The 15,533-nt window shown below is 52.2% G+C and carries 10 protein-coding genes; 4 read left to right on the plus strand and 6 right to left on the minus strand.

The window, feature by feature from the left end:
* Positions 1-212: 212 nt before the first annotated feature.
* On the plus strand, positions 213-2,768 hold the full coding sequence (locus MFFC18_RS16245) for a zinc-dependent metalloprotease (RefSeq protein ID WP_162273991.1): 2,556 nt from the start codon (positions 213-215) through the stop codon (positions 2,766-2,768).
* A 27-nt stretch (positions 2,769-2,795) separates the two neighbouring features.
* Here the strand turns inward: MFFC18_RS16245 and MFFC18_RS25015 are convergent, their stop codons facing one another.
* Positions 2,796-2,960, minus strand: a complete 165-nt coding sequence (locus MFFC18_RS25015) for a hypothetical protein (protein ID WP_157665253.1) — start codon at positions 2,958-2,960, stop codon at positions 2,796-2,798.
* Between the two features lie 223 nt (positions 2,961-3,183).
* Here MFFC18_RS25015 and MFFC18_RS16250 point away from each other — a divergent pair, with 223 nt between their 5' ends.
* Together MFFC18_RS16250 and MFFC18_RS25690 are read left to right on the plus strand one after the other, a co-directional pair.
* Entirely contained in the window at positions 3,184-5,316 is a 2,133-nt protein-coding gene (locus tag MFFC18_RS16250; RefSeq protein ID WP_075086310.1) for a transcriptional regulator, read from the plus strand.
* Between the two features lie 212 nt (positions 5,317-5,528).
* The gene (locus MFFC18_RS25690) at positions 5,529-5,843 is read left to right on the plus strand and encodes a transposase (protein WP_315849997.1); all 315 of its coding nucleotides are present in this window, start codon (positions 5,529-5,531) and stop codon (positions 5,841-5,843) included.
* Between the two features lie 451 nt (positions 5,844-6,294).
* Here MFFC18_RS25690 and MFFC18_RS16260 read toward each other — a convergent pair whose 3' ends face one another.
* The 3 genes from MFFC18_RS16260 to MFFC18_RS16270 all read right to left on the minus strand — a co-directional run bounded on the left by MFFC18_RS16260 (position 6,295) and on the right by MFFC18_RS16270 (position 10,167).
* Positions 6,295-8,040, minus strand: coding sequence for an NfeD family protein (locus MFFC18_RS16260; protein WP_075086309.1), 1,746 nt, complete (start codon positions 8,038-8,040; stop codon positions 6,295-6,297).
* Positions 8,041-8,687: 647 nt separating this feature from the next.
* Positions 8,688-9,878, minus strand: a complete 1,191-nt coding sequence (gene dinB, locus MFFC18_RS16265; protein ID WP_075086307.1) for a DNA polymerase IV — start codon at positions 9,876-9,878, stop codon at positions 8,688-8,690.
* 4 nt (positions 9,879-9,882) lie between these two features.
* Positions 9,883-10,167, minus strand: a complete 285-nt coding sequence (locus MFFC18_RS16270; protein WP_075086372.1) for a hypothetical protein — start codon at positions 10,165-10,167, stop codon at positions 9,883-9,885.
* A gap of 252 nt (positions 10,168-10,419) precedes the next feature.
* Between MFFC18_RS16270 and MFFC18_RS16275 the strand changes: the two genes are divergently transcribed.
* Positions 10,420-11,775 (plus strand): Nramp family divalent metal transporter, encoded by a 1,356-nt coding sequence (locus tag MFFC18_RS16275; RefSeq protein ID WP_075086306.1) that lies wholly within the window; start codon positions 10,420-10,422, stop codon positions 11,773-11,775.
* Between the two features lie 186 nt (positions 11,776-11,961).
* Here MFFC18_RS16275 and MFFC18_RS16280 read toward each other — a convergent pair whose 3' ends face one another.
* Positions 11,962-14,079 carry a hypothetical protein gene (locus MFFC18_RS16280; RefSeq protein ID WP_157665252.1) on the minus strand — a complete coding sequence of 706 codons (2,118 nt, stop codon included), beginning with the start codon at positions 14,077-14,079 and terminating at the stop codon, positions 11,962-11,964.
* Positions 14,012-15,487: an IMP dehydrogenase gene (gene guaB / locus MFFC18_RS16285; protein ID WP_075086304.1), complete on the minus strand. Its 1,476-nt coding sequence runs from the start codon at positions 15,485-15,487 to the stop codon at positions 14,012-14,014. The genes MFFC18_RS16280 and guaB overlap by 68 nt, the downstream gene beginning before the upstream one ends.
* Positions 15,488-15,533 lie beyond the last annotated feature (46 nt).

Consider the following 15,533-nt stretch of genomic DNA (forward strand, 5'->3'; position numbering starts at 1 on the left):
CACACCAAATACATGAAAGTTGCGTGCGTCGCCGATTATGTCTTTCGTGTGTTTAGTGTATTTCGTGGTTCAAGAAAGTCATCCTGAGGTAGTTGCGGGGCGTCCTCTGTGGTGGATATCCGGAGACCGTGTAGGTTTGGCCTCTTTGATGCGCTGAGTTAAACTGGATAGCTCAACTCATCAACGCACCAACTCACATGCTAACCAACACAATGAGACAAATTTCGATCCTCGCATCCATTTTGGCTTTCGCCGTTGTGCTGCAAAGTGCCTCTGACTTGAGGGCTCAGGAAAAAGAAACGAAGGAAGATTCGAAAAAAGAAGCAGCCATACCGACGATTGCAGAAAAAGTCGAAGGCATGCAATCTTTCGACGGCTACTTCCCGTTTTACTGGGACGCCAAAACCGGCGCCATTCTGATGGAGATCAGCCAATGGGATCGCGAGTTTCTGTATGTGCATTCGTTGGCGACCGGTTTGGGATCGAATCCAGTCGGGCTCGATCGCGGCCAGTTGGGTGACGAAAAAGTTGTTCACTTTCGCCGTATCGGACCCAAAGTCCTGTTGATACACAGAAACCTTCGCTTCCGGGCAATTACTGACAACAAACTCGAACGCAGGGCTGTCCAGCAATCGTTTGCCATGTCTGTCATTTGGGGCGGCGAAGTCGTCGCGGAAACCGATCAAACCGTTTTGGTTGACGTGACCGATCTGCTGGTAAGCGACATGCATGGTGTCGTTGAAACGTTGAAGCGAAATGAGCAGGGCGATTACTCTTTGGATGACAAACGGAGTGCCGTCTACCTTGCTAACTGCAAAGGCTTTCCTGAAAACACGGAACTGGAATCGACATTGACTTTCTCGGGCAGCAAACCCGGGAATTACGTCCAGCAAACCACTCCGACGCCCAACGCAATCACGTTGAGGCAGCACCATTCGTTTATCAAGCTGCCCGATGACAAATACAAGCCACGAAAATACGACGTCCGAAGTCCCAGTATCTTTATCACGTTCGCTGACTACGCATCGCCTCTTAACGCAGAACTGCAGCAGCGATGGATCACCAGACATCGGTTGATCAAAAAGAATCCGGACGCTGAATTATCCGAAGCCGAAGAGCCAATCGTCTACTACGTCGACGCCGGCGCACCAAAACAAATCCAGCAAGCATTGGTTGAAGGAGCCAGTTGGTGGAACGAGGCCTTTGAGGCTGCCGGATTCAAAGATGCCTTCGAGGTCAAGCTTCTTCCTCCTGACGCCGACCCGCTGGATGTTCGTTACAACGTGATCCAATGGGTACATCGCAGCACGCGAGGGTGGAGCTATGGTGGCAGCGTCATCGATCCGCGAACGGGAGAAATCATTAAAGGCCACGTGACGCTCGGCTCGTTGCGGGTTCGCCAGGATCAGCTGTTGGTTCAAGGATTGCAATCAGGACCGACGAGCGCGGCGGATCGTTCGCGCTGTGCCTGCTGTGGCATCGGCGGGATCGTTGAAGACACGACACTCGCAGCAATGGATGCGGAATCAAAGCCCCTCGATGTGGCGCTGGCCCGGATCCGTCAGCTTTCGGCGCATGAGGTGGGACACACGCTCGGCTTCGTGCATAACTTTGCGGCCAGCACTTACGGCGATCGCGAATCGGTGATGGATTACCCCGCACCGCGCGTGAAAATCACCGACGAAGGAGAACTGGATTTGTCGGACGCTTATGGAGTTGGAATCGGTGAGTGGGACAAAGTTTCTGTGCAGTTCGCCTATTCGCAATTTGATAAAGACGAATCCGAACAGCTAAACAAAATCCTGGAAGGTGCGAAAAAGCAGGGGATGCTGTTCATCAGTGACGCCGATGCCAGGCCAGCAGGAGCCGCACATCCGATGGGCAATCTTTGGGACAACGGCAGCGATCCGATTGAGCAATTGAAGCATGTGATGAAAGTCCGCCGCATCGCCCTTGATCGCTTTGACCCCAAAAAGCTTCCAGCGGGAACGACACAAGCCGATGTCGCACAGTACTTCACGCCTTTGTTTTTGCATCACCGATATCAATTGAACGCCGCCGGGAAAGTCCTGGGTGGTTCGAACTATCACTATGGATATGTGGATCACGATAACCAGCCACATTCGATGGTTGATTCAGCAAAGCAAAAGGCTGCGATGGCAGAACTGATTGCCGCCATCGAGCCGGCTCAGCTGGCGATTTCGTCGGAAGTGTTGTCAGCGATCAATCCACGGCCATACTCGACGATACGCGATCAGGAGATTTTGCCAACACAAACAGGTCGTGTCTTCGATCCACTTGCCGCCGCACGAGTGGCAACAGATCTGACTTTGAACGAATTGTTTCAGCACCAGAGGCTGGCGAGATTGACGGTTCAATCACGATTCGACAAAGAGTTGGAAGTTAATACGATGGTCAGCAGTATGGTGAACACGATTTGGGCGAATTCACTACCGAGTCAGTTCGAAGGTAGGCCGGAGCCGGTTCAAATTGGTCGCGTCGTTCGCGAAGCCCTCGTTGAGAAACTGGTCCAGCTAGTGGACAACCCGGACGCTTCTCTCGATGTCCGCAGCGCTGCCACTGCTTGTCTAACCGATGTTGCAACCCAAAAGAATCAGAACGCCAAAAGTTCTTCCAGCGAGTTGGCTTTTTGCAATATGCTTAGCCGTCGCGCGAAGCAGGTTCTCGAACGTCCGTTTTCGATTTCGCCTGAGAACAAAATCTTGCGTCAGCCACCGGGAAGTCCTATCGGCTCAGGCGGTGAGTAGGCAGTCTGTGAGCCAGAATACGTTTCTCTATAGCGAAGCGATCAGGTCAACTGGATACGGAACAAGGCCTCGCTGGACGACACGTTCAAACGCCTCGTCGCCACCTGCGGTGAAGATGTTGTTGCGGGCATTGCCACGATTAAGCGCATGATAGACCTGCCTGGAAAAATCGGAGCGAAGAGCACGAGGCATGGGTTTTATCCCAAAAGCAGGGGCTTAAGGTGATCGCCCAAACAACTCAACCCATTATGCCAATTAGGCTCCTCATATCTTTTCCTTGTTTGTGACACCTTTTCTTTGTTTGGAATTGCTTATCCCGCGTATCGAATCTTGGTGCTTGCGGCATTCGTAATCATCTTCGAAACTATTTAATCGAAGACTCAAGTGATTCGACAGAACCGAAAGACGGACTCTCATGGATTTAGTTAAATTCAACAAAATGACTGACTCGTTGCGCCAGTATCGGCGCGCCGAGTTGAAGGATTTTTCATCTGAACTAGGTGAAAGCCCGGCTTCACAACTGTATGTAGATCCTTTGCAAGGTGACGCAGTTCTGGCAACGGTAATGTCGAGCAACACGACGTTCTTGCTGGGTCGCAAGGGAACAGGGAAGAGTACTGTATTCGCAAAGGCGCAGTCTGAAATTCGCGAAAAAGGTGATTTAATTTCAGTGTATGTCGACGTGAAAAGTCTTTACGACTTGGCAAGTGCCGCCGATATAGCAATCAAAATTGATGAGAGTCTTGAAATTGATCCTGCTGTCTACCAAGCACATTTGATTCGAAAGCACTTCTTGGGAAGAGTTATTGAAGAACTGATCAGTGAGCTGCAAAAATCGTGTGACAAACGCTCTCTGATTGAAAGGTGGATTGGAAAAAAGAGGGGGTATCAAGAGCTACAAAGATCTTTGTCGGAAATTGGAAAAAGCGTTGCCAAGGCGGAATTAAGACAATCCGAGGTTCCGATTTTGCAGACCATAAATGCAAGTATCAAGAGTCGCAATGAAAAACAAGTTGGCGGTGAAAGTGCTTGCGAAGGCAGTGGTGGAGTAGAAGCAACCGCGTCGTTGATTGACACTTCGGCGAAAATTTCAGGTGGAGTTCGAGTTTCAGAGCAAGACTTTTCCAAAACTCTCGAAGATCAAGAGACCTATAACACCTATTCAAATGCAGTTGTTAAGAGTTTTCCATTCTCGGAACTGCTGACTGAAATCACAGACCTGCTGGAAGGCGCGGGATTGACGAGAGTCGTTGTTTTCTTTGACGATTTTTCCGAACTTCAATGGTCCGATCAACGATTGTTTGTTGATGTTGTTCTTTCACCGTTGAACAATTCGAGCAACGAGAAGGTCAAGCTCAAGATCGCAGGATACCCGGGGCGAGTCTATTTTGGGAAGATCGATCCGAGCAAAGTCGATACCTTGCATTTGGATTTTTCGAGGCTCAATAAATCAAATGAGATTCAAAGTGCCGAGTCGGCAGCGATTGAGTACACCGCTAGATTGCTGCGAAAGAGATTCGAAGCGTTTGGATTGCAGATCGAGGAATATTTTGAGGTCAGCTCGCAAACATCTATTGATGATTATTTTCGTTTGATATTCCAGGTTACATCTAATGTCCCTCGGACGATCGGACAGATTCTTCATCGATGCTACTTGGATTCGGTGTCTAGAGGAAAGAAGATTACGGGAGCTCAATTAAGGTTGGCTGCCGAAAAGTACTACAACGATGTCACAAAGCAATACTTCGAAATATCCAACCGGTTTGCCTTGGAGCCATTTGAACAAAAGCTTGATCGACACAATCAACGACTCTTACTTTCAAGAATAATTGAACACGCACGAGACGTTCGAAGGAGAATCAGGGCTGGCGAACTTGGTGGTTCATATTTCACTGACATTTCCAATCCACCTACGAGTCACTTTGCGGTGAGCCCCCAACTTGAAAAGATGCTTGGTTCGTTGGAGCTGAACTTCTTTTTGACAAAGTATGCCGACATGAGGGACAAAAATGGCAATGATGTTTCGATTTATTCTTTGTCATTGGGCCTCTGCGAAGCGGAAAAAATGCAATGGGGCTATCCGCCTGGAAGAGAATATCGAAATTACTTTACGCAACGCTGCTTTGACTACAACCGCAAGATAAAGGAGTTCTTGGCCGCAACTCAAACGATACGATGCGATGAGTGCGGTGCTTGCCATTCGATAGAAATGCAGGAGCATTTCGAGTTCTTCAATTGGCGGTGCAAGGACTGCAACATTGGTAATTGCGCGATAGTCCAGCTCTCTGATGACTTCGAAGCCGAAGTTCTAGCACTTGATCAAGCTCTTATGCTAGAACCAGTTGAATTGAAAATACTCTCAACACTTTTCGACGAAGACCTTGCGATGCGTGCTGGTGAAATTTCAGTTCTCATTGACTCGACGTATCAGTTGATTGGCAAAAGAACGAGTAAGTTGCACGACATGGGATTAGTTGAAAAGAAAGAGATTGACGGACATAGACGAAGCCAGATAACGGACAAGGCCAAGGAAGTCTACTTCAGTTAATACTCGTAGAACCAAGCAAATTACAAACGAACAAATAAAAGGTGTCAAACAAATAAAAGGTGTCAGGAGCCTATTTGGCAATTTGGGCACCATTTGCTAACCTGAACAAATAAAAGGTGTGAACAAATAAAAGGTGTCAGGAGCCTATTTGGCAATTTGGGCACCATTTGCTAACCTGATGCTTTGCGTTTCTCGGTTTCAGGATCGTTTTCATGCCCCGTGCTCTTCGTTCGGACTTTGCTGGGGAGATCTACCACGCTTTGAATCGTGGCAATGCACGAAACAATATCTTCTTCAAAGAGGGTGACTTCGAGGCCTTCGAACGAGTCATCAGGGAAGGGCTCGAAAAGTATCCAGTCGACCTGATTGCTTACCAGTGGATGAGTAACCACTGGCACATGGTGCTCTCCCCGCAGGAAGACAAAGCCATGTCTGCTTTTCTGGGTTGGGTCACGATGACCCATACTCAGCGCTATCATGCCCACAACAAGACGACTGGCTACGGCCACGTTTACCAGGGCAGGTAAAAGAGCTTTCCGGTTCAGGACGACGAACACTTTCACACCGTATGCCGCTACGTTGAGCGAAACGCGCTAACGGCGAAAGTCGTCACTCGTGCTGAAGACTATCGCTGGGGTAGTCTCTGGAACTGGCGCGGTGGTGATTCGGTGATCAAGCTATCGCCATGGCCAGTGAAACGGCTTCCCCGCTGGATTGAACGTGTCAATGAACCGATAACCAAGAAGGAAAAAGAAGCCCTGCAAAACTGCATCAAGCGCGGCAGACCATACGGAACTGAAAAGTGGGTTAGCAAAACGGCAAAGAAGCAGGGCTTGGAGATCACGCTAAGACCAAGAGGGCGGCCAAAGAAGCTTGCCTAGTCAGCCAATTTGGCTCCTGACACCTTTTTGTCCCTGTCTGTCGCATTTCGTCTTCCCCCTTCGCCAAGCTTCTTGGCGCAATCCCCTTTAGTCTTCCTCAACGCCGTCGGGAAGGTCTCTTGAGTCTTTGCATCACGTACTTCGCCTTCTGGCTTATCTTTTCGTTTGGTGAATCAACAAATTTTTTGAAGCTCGACGATAGCTCGGCATTCGCCCACTTCATGGCGGCATTCGACAAGTTCTTCATTTGGAGCTCATTAACCGTAGCGGGGTCGATGGAATTTATTGTGTTGATCAACGCAGTGACTACATTTTGCTGTACGTCGGAATCGAATTTGCATTTTACAAGAAATTTCATTCCAAGCTCCACTTTTTCATCGTCACCAGATTCAAGATAACTGACAAATCGGTCGGTCAAGAGTGATACTCCCTGTTCCATTTGCTCGATCAACTGCACTGCTTCGAAACGTTCTGCCATTTGTGCATCATCAAATTGGTCCAACATATTCTTTGCTGTGATTTCGGTGCCATTGTTTCGCAGGTAGTCCATGCATTCGTCCCGGCTACCTCGACGCTTATAGAACGCGTAGATGATTCCTTCCTCGGCAGCCTCGTCTTCCTGACTTGCAAGAATCCTGACAACTCGAACATCAACGTGACTCTTTCTGGAGTTTCTGAGATACTCACACAGAGTCGTTGATGTACTGGAAGTCGTAAACTTTTCGAGGATAATGGCAGCCTGATTTGCACGGGTTGGATCAAAACTTGAAATCGCCAGTTCCATTTTCTTGCCGATTTCGTTTCTGATTTCCTCATTTACATTGCCAGAAAAGTTGGTCAGGAATCTCCTCGCATGCTTGGACGCTTCTGTAGAGTCAGTGTCTGCAAGACTTTGGGTCAGAAGTTTGTTTTCATCAGTGTTCCATTCATCGAGCAGGTCTCTGGCGCATTCACGATAGTTTTCGTAAGCAGAGTTCATATGAGGGAGCACCATCCGCTCAGCGTCAGGTCCAATCTTCTCGAGAAGTGATTTGATGCTCGGGGAAAACTTGCCTTCCAGGCTGGCGACTAACCTGGCGTTCGCTTCTTCGCCAACCAGCTCCCGATAAACAGCCAGAAACGGCTCGCACCGCACGTATCCACCTGGTTTCTCGAATTCCTGCTCCAGAAAATGAAGCACGCTGGGGTCAGCCCACTGGCTGAGCGTGGATGCCGTGTGTTGTGACTGTTGCGGAAGCTGTATCAACGCTTTGCAAACGTCCGTTCGCCTGTCTGGAGCAAAGTTTTCCTGATTGGAAAGAAACTCAAGTGCCAATTCACGTTTGTCTTCGAATCCGGCTTCAAGATTCTGGATCGCTTCGTCGATTGACTCTGGCGATTTCAGTTGCTGATGGTCTTCGCCCAAGCGCACCGTCACGATCTTTTTCTTTTCTTGACGCGGGTTCTCTTTGGTAATTTCGGGAACGATGCCAACGAAAATAAACGCCACCATGAGTATCGACGCGATGCAGGAACCAACAACCCAGAATGGATTGAATCGCGTATTGGCGTAACTGCCATCGACCCCTTCGTTGCTTTCGCGGTTGAGTCGCAACAGGAATACACCTGCAATTGAAAGAAACCCGCCTCCCAGCAGCAGCGAAACGAACAGGATATCCGCCGAGCTGTTCTGATTAAGTTTCCCCCAGGAATAGGGAATGTTCGTCAACATCATCACGATTCCGAAGACAATCAATCCAACAGCGGCACTTCTTCGCTGGTTCCCAGGTAGAACTTTGAAAAGGAAAACCGAAAAGCAGAAGATGAGTCCAACAATCAGACTGCCGATAGCGCCTTTGAGCATCTAAATTAACTCGCCAAATCAGAAAAAAAGACAACTCCAATCGAATGTCTTATTCTAACCGAAAGTGATTCAGCTCGCAGAGCAACGATTCTGGTGAAAGCCGGGACTAAGTAGTGCTGTCAGGGCAATCTTGTTTTACGTGGCCAAATTCCAAGTCGTCGGGACTCACCTTCCTGTTTAGAGTCAATTTTGCGTCAATACTCGCCCAAGCAGCAAATAAAAGGTGTCAGGTGAGAAAGACGTTCTAAGGTCCGAAAGACGTTCTAAGGTCCGCGGTAACTTTGCCCGTCGCCGCGCGGTACCTTTGCCCGTCGCTGTCTCATCCGACGAAGACGAACACTTGCTGGCTGTGCTGCGTCATGTTGAACGCAATCCACGTCTGGCGAACCTCGTTGAGAAAGCTGAAGACTGGAAGTACGGCAGCTTGTGGCGAGCACTGAACCTCGACGACGCCGCACTAATATCCACATGGCCCATCCAGCGGCTTCGAACATGGAGAGCGATGGTCAATTACCCCCAGCATAGAAGTGAACTCAAGGCCATTCGAAAGTGCGCGAAGAAAAGATGCCCCTACGGATCAGTTCGATTCGTGACTCGGTTTCGTCGCGGTTGCAACTCAAGCACACGCTTCCAGCGCTGATGAACCACTATTCTTCGTTCACTCTCGGGTCGGGTCGTCGACTAATGTTGTGCTCGACGCTGGTGCCGCGGCGGATGGCGTCGTGGCCGAAACGATCCTTGAGCTGATCTTTCATCTCGTCCAATCGGTCGTGGCGAGAACGCTCTTCGTTGTCGAACAACATCTGCTGCTTGACGACGCTCGATGTCAAATTACTGACGCCCATCCCGACAAGTCGCACTCCATCGACAAGCTCGACGCGATCAAACAACTCGTTAACCGCCGATTCAAGTTCGTCCGACGATGAGGAAGGTTCACCGAGCGACAGCGAACGGGTGATCGTGCGAAAGTCGGCAAAGCGGACTTTGATCTGCACCGTTTTGCCGCGGATCTCGTGACGTCGCAATCGGCGACCGACTTGCTGCGTCAGTTCCATCAACCAGGCTCGCAGCGATTCACGGTCCGTCAAGTCGCGCGAAAAAGTCGTCTCGTGAGAAACCGATTTGGCGATTCGATCGGGCACGACCGGACGAGTATCGAGGCCGCGGGAAAGTCGCCAAAAATGTTCGCTGTTGATGCCAAAAAACTGCGACATCGTTGTTCGGTCCAACCCACGAAGCTGTTCGATTGTTTTCACGTTCAGGCGGTGAAACTTCTTCAACGTCTGTTTGCCGACACCCCAAACACGCTCGATCGGCAACGGATCAAGAAAGCCCTGAATGTCGTCAGGCGGAACAATGACCAGACCGTCGGGCTTGTCCAGATCGCTGGCAAGCTTGGCCAAAAACTTGTTCGGAGCAACGCCAGCGGAAGCGGTCAGGCCCAACTCGCTGAGGATCGCGTTTCTGATTTCTGTGGCGATTGTGGGCCCATCGCCAAAAAGTTTCTCGCAACCGGAAACATCGAGAAACGCTTCGTCCAGCGACAATGGCTCGACCAGGGAAGTGAAACGAAAGAAGATCTCGCGGATCTGTTTTGAGATTCTCGCGTAGTGCTCCATTCGCGTTTTCACGAACAGGACGTTGGGGCACAGTCGCAAGGCTTGCGACGACGGCATCGCGCTGAAGATCCCGTGCTTGCGAGCCTCGTAGCTGGCCGCCGAGATGACTCCACGGCCTTTTGGAGAACCGCCCACGACGACAGGGAGTCCGCGAAGTTTCGGGTTGTCGCGAATTTCAACCGACGCGTAAAAGGCGTCCATGTCGATGTGCAAAATCATGCGTTCACTTTTGCTTGCTGGCCCACGTGGCAAACTTCGCGATCTGAGGGTGGGATTTTAGCAGATCCAGCGAATGGAAATGCCGCCCCAGCTCTTTCTCTTTCGGCACGAACTTGTGGACCGCGTTGTGACAGTCGCGACACAGCGGAATCGTCGTTTGCATTTGCTCGCGTGTAAAATTCTTTTGAAACCACTTGTTGCGATGACACATTCGCGGAATCAGATGATGCTCCGTCGTGCCTTTCTTGGGAAAGCGGCCGCAGAGAGCGCATTCCGGATTTGTATTCAATGTTGCTCCTGTTAAGTGAAGTGAAGGATTTTGATCCGAGCCAGCGTCAACGTGAAGAATTGGTTTCGCAATCTCAGCCGTTTCGGCGCCAGTTTGGTTTGCCAGGTCGGCCTGACTCAATCGCGGCTCGCGCCAAAGCGGCTAACTTCAAAATCAAACTTTGGCTGGGCGCTAGGGCCAATAGACCACCTTCGTTTCGATCTATTGGTATAGTATGACGTCTCGAAACTTCCAAGGTTCAGAAACGAGTTCATGAGCGACAATCCGTATCAACTTTCTGCGGATTCCGTGATGGAACCGCCAACCACTCTGTTGGGCTCCATCAAGCATCTTGGTCCGGGCCTGATCCTGTCGGCGTCGATCGTGGGTTCGGGAGAACTGATCGCGACGACGGTGATGGGAGCTCAAGCCGGATTCGTCACGCTGTGGGTGATCCTGGTGAGCTGCCTTGTGAAAGTCGCGATCCAACTCGAATTCGGTCGGCACACGATCGCGACCGGCGAAACCACGATGCAGGCGTTGAACAAGTTGCCAGGGCCACGGATCGGCCAAACGCATTGCTCGATCTGGATCTGGCTGGTGCTGATGATTTCCAAGAACCTCCAGGTCGGCGGCATCGTTGGCGGGGTCGCCCTGATCCTACAGATTTTCTTTCCGACCGTGCCTATCTGGGTTTTCCTGGTGGTACTCTCGATCTGCGTTTCGCTGCTGGTTTCCCTGGGATACTACGTAGTTCTGGAGAAAGCTTCGATCGTGATGATCGCGTTGTTCACCGTGTTCACGTTGACGTCGCTGTTCATGTTGCAGTTCACTGACAACGCGGTCTCGATGAGCGACATCGCCAGCGGGTTCACGTTTCAGTTGCCGCAGGCTGCGTTGCTGGTGGCGGTGGGCGCGTTCGGAATCACGGGCGTCGGCGGCGACGAGATCATGGTCTACAACTATTGGCTGATCGAGAAAGGCTACGCTCGACACACCGGTCCGAACGATGGCTCGGAAGCCTGGGTTCGCCGAGCCAAAGGCTGGATCCGGATCATGTATCTCGATGCCTTGCTTTCGATGGTGGTCTACACGGTCGTCACGATGGCGTTCTATCTGTTGGGAGCCGCCATTCTTCACTCGCGAGGGCTGGTTCCGGAAAGCGGCGAACTGGTCGAAACGCTGTCGCAAATTTACACCCAGACGCTCGGCGGCGGGGCTCGCGTTGCGTTTTTGGTTGGCGCGTTCGTCGTGCTGTTCTCAACGCTGTTCGCCGCCCTGGCTGCCTGGACGCGATTGTTCGGCGACGCGTTCGGCCAGATCGGAATTTACGATTTCCAGGACACGAATGACCGTCGCAAAGCCATCGCGGTGCTTGCCTGGACGTTCCCGGTGATTTGGAGCGTGCTGTATCTGTTTATGACGACGCCGGCGTTCATGGTAATCGTGGGCGGCGTGATCACGACGTTCATCCTGGTGCTGGTGGTCGTGGCGGCGATAGATTTTCGGTACCGCAGGACGATCGATGCGTTGAAGCCTTCGGTGTGGTTTGACATTGCACTTTGGGCCAGCATCGTTGCGATTCTTGCAGTCGCGATTCAGGCATTGTGCTCGCTGTTTTTCGGCTGAGATTGCAGCCAGTTGTCGAGTTGGCGTCAAGTCGAGACGCTGTTTGTACACGGTGCTGAGCAACGCAAATCCCAAACGCAGCGACAAAAAAAACGGCCGCGGAAAGAAACCTCTTCCCGCGGCCATACCAATCGCCCTCGTCACCTAAGTGAACTCTTGGGTGTTTCAGAATGATGTTCGACGCGACTAGGGAATGAACCCCAGTCCAACGCTCGCCAAAGCCTGCCGGCGAATGCCTTCGCGACTGAACGGGATCGGGTCAAGCAACCAGGGAGCACAGTTTCCGGGTCGATAGAACCCGAGTGAATACTGACACTCGTTGGGAGGATTGATCGCCGAGTTGTACGGCAAGAAGATAATGCTGCGGAAGAAGTGGAACGTCGAATGAATCGGCTGCATGAAAGGCCCACGCGAATGTCCGTAGCGTTCCAGCTGAATGTTCTCAAAGAACAGCGGCTTGTGACACAGCGACGAGGCGTGCCACGTCACGGTCTGAGGAGTCCAGTTTCGCTGCAGCGAGCCGCGTTGTCCGATTGAGCAAACCGATGGTAACAGCCAGTTCTCTGCGATCGCTGCCCAGTCGGCTTCGCTAAGTTTCGCATACGGCAGCTTTTGCCCGGAATCCAGAACCACATAGCCGCGGCGAAGATCGACCATTGTGCCTGTCGCCAGGACGTTCCCTGACGCATCCGTCCACGATCGACTAATGCTTCCCATCTCGCTGCGTCGTGGACTGGCCGGCGGGCTCATGTCGAGCGAAATGTCGCGGATTGATTTGTCCAACAACAAACCTCGCAGCTCTTCACAGCCGCGGTCGTCGAAGACAGGTGGACCTTCATCGTCGTCATCTTCGTCGATTTCGAAGTCATCTTCGAGAGAATCGCTATCCGTATCGAGCGAACTTCGGGCACGTCGAGCTTCATCTGCTGCGGCCTCATCATCGAGGTCTAACAGCGATGGACGGGTGTCTTCAGAGGGTCGTTGCGGAAGCTCGTTGTCGCGATCCGCCCGTTCCTCGGCATCCAGTTCCGACTGCAACTGACGCAGACGTTCGGCATCCAGACTTTGCTGCTGTTGATCTTGCGGATTGTTGGCCGTTGGCCTGGCTGGCGAGCTCGTGTTACGGAAAACTGAAACCTGTCCCTGCCTCACAGTTCGAGCCGGATTTCCGTAGCTGACAGGTTGCGAATGAGAGGTGACTCTCGGCCGTTTCAAACCGGTACCGATTGCACTTTGCGTGGACGCAAGCTGTAGCTCTGGCATGTTCGCGACGTCAGCATCGACGAACGAAGGCACGACAACGCGATCGGCGTCGGACTTTCGCGGACGATACTCAAGTTTGGGAGCAGGTGCCGGGCGATTTGAACGAGCGACCGGTGTCGTAGATGGTTCAGCCAAAATCGGCAGCTCAGGCTCGACTTTCGTCGTATTTACTTCGACGGTGTGGTCCACCAGATCGATTTGCCGCTCAGCTTGCTGCGTCCTGGATTGTGTCGGAATCTGTTGAGCCACCACACGGCGGTTTTCGTTGGTCGGTTCCGGCCGAGTGAACGATTTCTTGATGGCTTGGGAGATGCGATCCTGCAATCCGATTCCGCGTCGTGGCGGCGCGGGCTGAGTTACACGTTGCTGCTGCACCACGCGTTGCGTTTGTCGAGCAGGCTGTTGACGGGCAGGTTGTTGGCGGGCAGGTTGTTGGCGGGCAGCGGATTGCTGTTGAACAGTAACTCGCGACGAAGCAGCCGGTTGCTGAAACCGTTGTGGCATCTGACCGCTGGCAACATTGCGCGGCGGATTGACGTAGTACGGTTGCTGAACCGCGGGCGTCGTCTGTTGTGGCTGTTGATAGTTTTGGCGGCCAGCGTTCGGATAGGGATTCGAACGCGGAAACTGTTGCGGAACGGCTGGTTGACTCTGAGCCGTCATTGATCGCGAGCGTTGCAGCTGAAACAACGCCGCGTTGACTTGTGCGTCCTGCGCCGCGGTGACGGATTCGTTCTGACGCCGCATATACTGCGACATGTTCGCGATCTCTCTAGCTCTGCCGACATCGACAGACTCGGCCGGTTGATCATCTTCGAGGACCGACCAGGCAGCCGGTTGGATGTGAACCGGCGGCATATAGCGTGCCGGTTCGTCGGGCTGTTGGCCGTGGGCTGCAGAGGAAAGCAACATCCCTGCACTGGTGAACAGAACCGCCGGCAACGATCGCAAAACGAATCGGCCGAAAAGTGACTTACGCGTAATCCCCGCCCGCACCATCGGTGCTGTAGTTGGGAGCTTCCTGTGTGATCGCAATGTCATGAGGGTGGCTTTCTCTAACGCTCGCTGGGGAGACCTGGATAAACCTGGCATCCGTGCGCAGCTCCTCGATGGTCTTCGTGCCGCAATAACCCATTCCGGCTCGGAGTCCACCAACTAACTGGTAAACAAAATCGCTCAACGCCCCCTTGAACGGTACGCGACCTTCCACACCTTCGGGAACGAATTTTCCAGTTCCGGAAGCTGATTGTCGGTAGCGTTCACTCGATCCCTTGGCCATCGCACCGATCGAACCCATCCCGCGGTAAACTTTAAAGCTTCGACCGTGGTACAGGATCATGTCGCCAGGGCTCTCCGCCAGTCCGGCAAACAGTCCACCAATCATCACGCAGCTGGCTCCAGCGGCGATCGCTTTGGTGATGTCACCCGAGTAACGAATTCCCCCGTCGGCAATGACAGGAATGTTGTGTTCGTCAGCCACTTTGGCTGCCTCGTGAACCGCTGAAATCTGAGGCACGCCGATTCCACTGACGACTCGTGTCGTACAAATTGAACCGGGACCGATGCCGACCTTGACCGCGTCAACGCCCGCATCGATCAATGCTTTGCAACCATCGGCCGTAGCCACGTTGCCTGCAATCACATCGATATCAAACTTCAGCTTGATCTCTCGAACCGTCTCCATGACGTTTTTCGAGTGACCATGAGCACTATCAACGACCAGCACATCAACATCTTTTTCAATCAGCGCGGCGACTCTTTCGAGATCGTGCACACCAACGGCAGCTCCGGCCCGCAGTCTTCCATGGGAATCCTTGCAGGCGTTGGGGAACCGACGCATCATGTCGATGTCCTTAATCGTTATAAGGCCCTTCAGTTTCCTTTCTTCGTCAATCAGAAGAAGCTTCTCCACCTTTTTTGCCGTTAAAATTTTCTCAGCTTCCTCAAGCGTCACAGTCCCCGTAGCTGTCACCAATGGTTCGGCGGTCATGACCTCAGACACGGCAATTTCCGTGGTTTCGAGAAAGCGAAGATCGCGGCGCGTCAGGATGCCTGTCAGCGTGCCATCCGCTAGCACGATCGGCACACCGGAAACATTGTGCTGCGCCATGATCTCTTTGGCGTGGCCAACGGTCGCGTTGGGAGGCAGCGTGACGGGGTCTTCGATGATGCCGTTGGCCGACCGTTTGACCTTATAGACTTCTTCGGCCTGCATTTCGGCGGGCATATTCTTGTGAATGATGCCGATGCCGCCAACTTTCGCCAATCCGATAGCCATCGCGGATTCGGTGACGGTATCCATGGGACTGGATAGAAACGGAATGTTGATTCCAATTCGCTTCGTCAGACGCGTCGAAACGTTGACGTCGGCGGGGACGATTTCGCTGTAACGGGGCTCGATGAGCACATCGTCGAAAGTAATGGCCTGGTAGCGAATTTTGTCTTGCATGAGTTGCCCCATTTGTTTGGCTAAATGAAGCACCAGATTATGGAAC

The organism is Mariniblastus fucicola, assembly GCF_008087665.1.
Taxonomy (GTDB): Bacteria; Planctomycetota; Planctomycetia; order Pirellulales; family Pirellulaceae; genus Mariniblastus; species Mariniblastus fucicola.

Coding starts and splice junctions, on each gene's coding strand:
- MFFC18_RS16245 (WP_162273991.1), top strand. CDS start 213: ATGAGACAAATTTCGATCCTCGCATCCATTTTGGCTTTCGCCGTTGTG.
- MFFC18_RS25015 (WP_157665253.1), bottom strand. CDS start 2,960: ATGCCTCGTGCTCTTCGCTCCGATTTTTCCAGGCAGGTCTATCATGCG.
- MFFC18_RS16250 (WP_075086310.1), top strand. CDS start 3,184: ATGGATTTAGTTAAATTCAACAAAATGACTGACTCGTTGCGCCAGTAT.
- MFFC18_RS25690 (WP_315849997.1), top strand. CDS start 5,529: ATGCCCCGTGCTCTTCGTTCGGACTTTGCTGGGGAGATCTACCACGCT.
- MFFC18_RS16260 (WP_075086309.1), bottom strand. CDS start 8,040: ATGCTCAAAGGCGCTATCGGCAGTCTGATTGTTGGACTCATCTTCTGC.
- dinB (WP_075086307.1), bottom strand. CDS start 9,878: ATGATTTTGCACATCGACATGGACGCCTTTTACGCGTCGGTTGAAATT.
- MFFC18_RS16275 (WP_075086306.1), top strand. CDS start 10,420: ATGAGCGACAATCCGTATCAACTTTCTGCGGATTCCGTGATGGAACCG.
- MFFC18_RS16280 (WP_157665252.1), bottom strand. CDS start 14,079: ATGACATTGCGATCACACAGGAAGCTCCCAACTACAGCACCGATGGTG.
- guaB (WP_075086304.1), bottom strand. CDS start 15,487: ATGCAAGACAAAATTCGCTACCAGGCCATTACTTTCGACGATGTGCTC.